Raw genomic sequence first — 6,019 nt, 5'->3', positions numbered from 1 at the left:
GGTTTTTTTTTTTTTTGGGGGGGGGGGGGGGGGGGGGGGGGGGGGGGGGGGGGGGGGGGGGGGGGGCGGGGGCCGGGGGGGGGGCCCCCCCCCCCCCCCCCCGGCTACTTGAGCCAGCCCAGCTGTTGGGCCCGGACCCCGGCCCGGAAGCGGTTGTCCGCGCCGAGCTTCTCCATCAGGTCGTTCATCAGACGGCGCAGTGTCCGGGTGGAAACGCCGAGTTCGCGGGCTATCGCCTCGTCCTTGAAGCCGGCGTTCATCAGCCGCAGGATGCCCGCCTGCTGGCCGGTGAGCGGGGTGTCGACGGGGGTCTGGGGCGGCGGGGTGTCGGTGCCGAGCTCGACCGCCGACTGCCAGCAGTGCTCGAAGACCCGTCTGAGCAGGCGGGTGATCACCGGGCCGCGGGTGACCATGGCGGTGGGCTGCGCCTCCGTGCCGAAGGCCGGCGTGAAGGCCATCACGTCGTCGATGACGATCAGGCGGAACGGGATGGTGGGAGCCAGCCGGATCTGGACCCCGGAGCGCTGCATCTCCTCCAGCAGGGCGAGGCCCTGCGGCAGCCGCGCGGTGGAGGCGAGGTGGATGGTGCGCATCCCCACGCTGCGGTTGACGACCTTCTGGTTGCGTTCCAGACGGGCCTTGGAGCGGCTCTCGACGACCGGGCCGGGGTGCATGCTCAGCACCTCGTCCTGGGCGAGCTCGGTGCAGTCCTCCAGCACTTCGGAGATGTGGTCGAGGCCGACGATCAGTTCGGCGGGCGCGAGGCTCTCCTGCTGCTGGTACTGGTCGGCGAGTTCGGTGGTGAGGAGCCGCATCGCCTTGCGGACCCGGATGGTCTCCTCCAGCCAGCGTACGGCGGTCTGCTCGGCCTGCTGCGCGAGGCGGTTGAGCGCGACCTCGGTGGAGGTGACGGTGGGCCGCCCGCTGCCGCGGCCGGACCCGGTCAGTAACCCGAGCTCGGTGAGCAGCGCCGTGGCCTCGTGGAGGGAGGCCGGATCCAGGCCCGACCGGGCGCAGATCTCGGGTGTGCTCAGGTTCGGCTCGTTCCGCAACTGCCGGTAGAGGTCCGTCAGGACCTTCCGGTCGCGCTCAAGATCCATTGCTAACTCCGTGGTGGTGGTTCTGCTGCTCTGTGGTGCCCCCGTGGATAACCTGGCCGTCACCAGTCACGGCACCTATGGGACAGCTGTGATCCCTGGACTTGCCGAAGTGCGGTCGGCAGGATCGAAGGAACTTCGCTTGGGAAACAGAGTACGGCGGAGCTGAGACAAAGATCGATTAATTCGCTGGGGGGATGAGTAACATGGTGGCCATTCGGCAATCATTTCAGTCGGCTTGGGTGGGTTTCGGATTCCCGGGCGGGCGTGACGGGGACCTTGAGTGGGGCTGAGCCGTCCGGCTCGCTCCGCAGCTGACGGAGGGGGATGGGCCCGGTGGAGTTGACGCTCCCGTCGATGGCGGCGCTGCTGCTGTTCGTGCCGACGGTGGTCGCGGTGGTCGCGGTGCCCGGGCCGAACATGCTGCTCATCCTCAGTCGTGGCATCGGCCAGGGCCGGCGGGCGGCGTTCGCCTCGGCGCTCGGGGTGGAACTCGGCACGCTGGTCCACGTCCTGGGCACCGTGGTCGGGGTGTCGGCGCTGATCGCCGCCTCCGCCACGGCGTTCGACGTGGTGAAGTACGCCGGCGCCGCCTACCTGGTGTACCTGGGCATCCGCACCCTGCTGTCCAAGGGGGGCGCGCTGGGCGAGGGCCCGGCGGGCTCGGACAGCCCCCGGTCGGTCGGGACGCTGCTGCGCCAGGGGGCTCTGGTGAACGTGCTCAACCCCAAGGTCGCCCTCTTCTTCCTGGCGCTGCTGCCGCAGTACGTCGACCCGGAGCGGGGCTCCGGGGCGAGTCAGACCCTGGTGCTGGGGCTGGTGTTCTTCACGATCGCCCTGGCCATGGATCTGGTGTACGCGGTGGCCTCGGTCGGGGTGGGCGCATGGCTCGCCCGTAGTGTGCGGTTCGCCCGTGCCCAGAAGTACATCACCGGCTGTACGTATCTTCTGCTGGGTATCTCCGCGGCGTTCGCGCAGCCTTCGGGGCGGCGCGCGGGCTGATCGGGCCGTCCCGGTTCCGGATTGCGGGATTCCACCTTCGGTATTCCGTCACGCGGAACTCCTCCGCGCCGACCGGGCGGTTTATCGGTCAACTTCTTCAGGTGTATTCATCTATTTACCCATGGACGAGTGCGGCCGCCCACGCGTGCTGCCGCCCGCCACCTGGCGATTCATCCTGCGCACATTTTCGGCGGCAGCCGTAATCGGCTTTCGGCTGCCCGCGCAGAACCGCTCAGACAGTCCGCAGACCACTCAGACCCACTCAGATACTCCCAGGACGTGAGACGGAGGACCGTTCGATGCCGTGGAGATCCCTCCCTGGCCGGATCGCCGAAGAGGCGAGAGTCCGCCCGCAGGCGCCGGCACTGCTCTGGCACGCGGACGAGGTGAGCTACGCCGAACTGCACCGCATGGCCGGTGCCGCCGCCGCGCGGCTGGCCGGGCTGGGCCTGGGCCCCGCAGAACCGGTGGCCATGGTGGCGAAGAAGTCGCCGCAGGCCGTCGCCGTGGTGCTGGCCTGCCTGATGCTCCGCCGGCCGGTGCTGTTGCCCTCGGCGGAGCTCGGCGCCGAGACCCTGGCCGCCCTGGTGGACCGCTGTGGCGCCCGACGCCTGCCCGACCCGATCCAACTGACCGAAGGACACGAGGAGTTCACCTTCGAGGGTGACCATGACCCGGAGGACGTGGCGCTGCTCCTGACCACGTCGGGCTCGACCGGGCTGCCCAAGGTCGTGCCGCTGACCGGTGGCGCGGTGACGCGGTTCGCCGACTGGGCCGCCGAGCAGTTCGGCATCGGCCCGGAGAGCACGGTGCTCAACTACGCACCGCTCAACTTCGACCTGTGCCTGCTCGACATCTGGACCACGCTCAGCCGCGGCGGGTGTGTCTCCCTGGTGGACCAGGACCTCGCCGCCAACCCGGCCCACCTGCTGGCGCAGTACCGCGCCCGGCCGGTCCAGGTCGTGCAGGGCGTCCCGATGCTCTACCAACTGCTCACCCAGGCCGCCGCGGGCGACCCGGCGCTGGTGCTGGACGGTGTGGAACACGCGCTGCTCACCGGCGACGCCGTCAGCGCCCGCGGCTTCGAACCGCTGCCGGCACTCCTGCCCAAGGCGGTCTTCCACAACGTCTACGGCTGCACCGAGACCAACGACAGCTTCCTCCACACGATCGACCCGGCGGACCCGATGCCGTACGGTACGGTGCCGATCGGCCGGCCGATCGACGGGGTCGACGCGCTGGTCCTGGACGAGGACGGCGTCGAGCTCACCGGGCCGGGCCGCGGTGAACTCGTGGTCTCCACACCGTTCCAGACCGCCGGGTACCTGGACGCCGAGCTCGACCGGGGCGTCTTCTCCGAGCGGGCCGGAACCCGCTACTACCGCACCGGGGACCTGGTGCGCCGTCACGACGACGGGGTGCTGACCCTGGAGGGCCGGCGGGACTTCGTGGTGAAGGTCCGCGGTGTGCGGATCAACACGGCCGAGGTCGAGACCGCCCTGCGCAGCCACCCGGCCGTCACCGAGGCGGCGGTGATCGCCGTCCCCGACGAGCTCGCCGGCACGCGACTGCACGCCGTCGTGCAGCGCGCCGAGGGCGGGAAGCTCAACTCCCTGACCATCCGCCAGCACGCCGCCGGGCTGCTGCCCCGGGTGGCCATCCCCGCCACCGTCGAGCTGGTGGACACCCCGCTGCCCCGCACCGGCACCGGGAAGCTCGACCGCAAGGCCGTCCAGCGCCGCCTCCTGCAGGCGCGGACCGACCGACCCGACACCACTGCCTCCGGAGGCTGACATGGCGCGCACCGACGACATCAAGCGGTACCTGATCGATCAGTTCCTGCTGGAGGTCACGGTCGAGGAGATCGACGACGACTTCGACCTGCTGGCGAACGGCGTGATCGACAGCCTCGGCCTGCTGACCCTGGTCGGCTGGCTGGAGAACACCTACAAGCTGGACATCGACGCGCTCGACATCGTGCCGGACAACTTCCGTTCGGTCGCCTCGATCGACGCCTTCCTCGGTCAGGCCGACCCGGTGGCGAGCGGAGCCAACTGACCGTGGCCGATCTGCTGCAGAGCCTGGTCCGGGGCGCCGAACCGGTGGAACGCCCGGTCTGGGCCGACTTCTGGGAGCGGCTGCACGAGCGCCGGCTGAAGAACGGCGAGGCCCTCGCGGTGCTCGCCTCGCTCTCCACCCGCACCCCCGTGACGCCGACCCTGGAGTCCTTCCTCGGCTCGCTGACCGACCGTGCCGCGCCGCTGCCGGCCCGCTGGCCCGGCGTCGTCAACCTGGTCGGCACCGGGGGCGGCCCCGCCACCTTCAACCTGACCACCGCCGCCGTCCTGGTGGCCGCGGCGACCGGGGTGCCGATCGTCAAGACCGGGTCGCGCGGCTACAGCAGCCGGTACGGCTCGATCGACATCCTGGACCGGCTGGGGCTGCCGACCGCGCGCTCGTACGCCGAGTGCGAGGACCTGCTCGGCCGCTTCGGCCTGGCCTTCGCCTCCGGGTTCGTCTACCCGGTCGAGCTGACCGAACTGGCGCGCGCCGTGCTGCCGTACGGCATGCAGCAGATCGGCCGGTTCGTCAACCTGCTCGGCCCGTTCCTGGCCGCGGTGCCCGTCGAGGTCCAGCTGACCGGTGTATCGTCGCCTGAACTCTGGGACGGATTCGCCGAGTTGGCGGCCGACCGGCGAGTCTGGCTGATCCGCAACGACCTCGGTGTGGACGAGCTGCTCAGCTTCACCGGGAACACCGTGCGGGCGAACGGCACGGAGCTGGCCGTCGGCCCCGGCACGGTGGGCGCGGCGGGCGGCACCCTCGCCGACCTCCGCCCGGCCGCGGAGGGCACCGACGCGGCCGAGCACCTGCTGGACCTGCTCCGGGGCCACGGCCCGGCGGCGGCGGTGGAGAGCATCTGCCTCAACGCGGCGGCCGCGGCCATCGCCGCCGGCCGGACCACCGACTGGGCGGAGGCGTTCGCCACCGCCCGGGCGGCGGTGGCGGACGGCGCGGCGGTCGGGCTCGTGGAGCGGCTGCGCCGGGAGGTGCGGGCCGGTGTCTGACCCCACCGAGCGCGACGGCCGGCCGGCGGGCGGGTTCTTCGCCGGCCGCAGCTCCGCCGACCCGGGTCTGGCGCTGTTCCTCAACGCCGGTGACCCGGGCCTGGACCGGCTCGCGGACCTCGTCCGGCTGCTGGACGAGGAGCGGGTGGACTGCCTCGAACTGGCGGTGCCGTTCCCCGACTCGGTGACCGACGGCCCGGTCATCCGGCGCTCCGCACGGCGGGCGCTGGAGCAGGGCGTCGACCTGGACGCGGTGCTCGGCTTCGTCGAGCGCGTCCGGCCGGAGCTGAGGCACACCCGGATCGCGCTGCTGGCCGACTGGGGCCACTCGGTGAAGCCGGTGGGCCTGGAGGAGTTCCTGCGCAAGGCCCGGGACGCGGGAGCGGACGCGACCCTGCTGCACGGCCTGCCGCCGCTGGCCAGGCGGCGGTACCTGGAGGCCGCGGAGCGGATCGGACAGCCGGTGGTCACCACCTGCTACCCGAACTCGCCCCGCGAAGTCCTGGCCGAGAGTGCCGAGTTCGCCTCGGCGTACCTGTACCTGGTGGCCCACTTCGGCCGCTCGGGCACGGCCCCGGCCCCGGACCGCTCGGCGCTCGCGCCGGTGGTCGCCACCCTCAAGGGGCTCACCCCGGCCCCGGTGGCCGTGGGATTCGGGGTCCGCACCGCCGAGGACGTCTCGGCCATGGGGGACCTGGGCGCGGACGCGGCGATCGTCGGAAGCGCCCTGGTGGCGGAGGTCGAACGGGTCCTGGAGACCGGTGGTGACCTGCTCGCCGAACTCGCGGGATTCATCGGTGGCCTGCGTCACCGACCCGTGCACGAAGAACAACTGTCCAATCACTGAACGGA

At 71.6% G+C, this 6,019-nt stretch carries 6 protein-coding genes; 5 read left to right on the top strand and 1 reads right to left on the bottom strand.

What is annotated here, in order from left to right; all coding sequences use genetic code 11:
* Window positions 1-104: 104 nt before the first annotated feature.
* Window positions 105-1,100, bottom strand: a complete 996-nt coding sequence (locus ACFWIC_RS26935) for a LuxR C-terminal-related transcriptional regulator (protein WP_329881469.1) — start codon at window positions 1,098-1,100, stop codon at window positions 105-107.
* A gap of 333 nt (window positions 1,101-1,433) precedes the next feature.
* On the opposite strand from ACFWIC_RS26935, the gene ACFWIC_RS26930 reads away from it, so the two are divergent.
* From ACFWIC_RS26930 to trpA, 5 genes are all read left to right on the top strand, one after another.
* Window positions 1,434-2,099 (top strand): LysE family translocator, encoded by a 666-nt coding sequence (locus ACFWIC_RS26930; protein WP_355405910.1) that lies wholly within the window; start codon window positions 1,434-1,436, stop codon window positions 2,097-2,099.
* 299 nt (window positions 2,100-2,398) lie between these two features.
* Entirely contained in the window at window positions 2,399-3,892 is a 1,494-nt protein-coding gene (locus ACFWIC_RS26925) for an AMP-binding protein (protein ID WP_355405909.1), read from the top strand.
* Window position 3,893: 1 nt separating this feature from the next.
* Window positions 3,894-4,157: an acyl carrier protein gene (locus tag ACFWIC_RS26920; RefSeq protein ID WP_355405908.1), complete on the top strand. Its 264-nt coding sequence runs from the start codon at window positions 3,894-3,896 to the stop codon at window positions 4,155-4,157.
* Between the two features lie 2 nt (window positions 4,158-4,159).
* Window positions 4,160-5,167, top strand: coding sequence for a hypothetical protein (locus ACFWIC_RS26915; RefSeq protein WP_329948508.1), 1,008 nt, complete (start codon window positions 4,160-4,162; stop codon window positions 5,165-5,167).
* Entirely contained in the window at window positions 5,160-6,014 is an 855-nt protein-coding gene (gene trpA / locus ACFWIC_RS26910) for a tryptophan synthase subunit alpha (protein WP_380520194.1), read from the top strand. Before ACFWIC_RS26915 ends, trpA begins: the two co-directional genes overlap by 8 nt.
* The last annotated feature ends 5 nt before the right edge of the window (window positions 6,015-6,019 follow it).

It is taken from the genome of Kitasatospora sp. NPDC127035 (assembly GCF_042726075.1).
Taxonomy (GTDB): Bacteria; Actinomycetota; Actinomycetes; order Streptomycetales; family Streptomycetaceae; genus Kitasatospora.
The sequence above is the reverse complement of the archived record's forward strand: the minus strand, read 5'-3'. Positions and strand labels throughout refer to the sequence as shown.

Coding starts and splice junctions, on each gene's coding strand:
- ACFWIC_RS26925 (WP_355405909.1), top strand. CDS start 2,399: ATGCCGTGGAGATCCCTCCCTGGCCGGATCGCCGAAGAGGCGAGAGTC.
- ACFWIC_RS26935 (WP_329881469.1), bottom strand. CDS start 1,100: ATGGATCTTGAGCGCGACCGGAAGGTCCTGACGGACCTCTACCGGCAG.
- ACFWIC_RS26920 (WP_355405908.1), top strand. CDS start 3,894: ATGGCGCGCACCGACGACATCAAGCGGTACCTGATCGATCAGTTCCTG.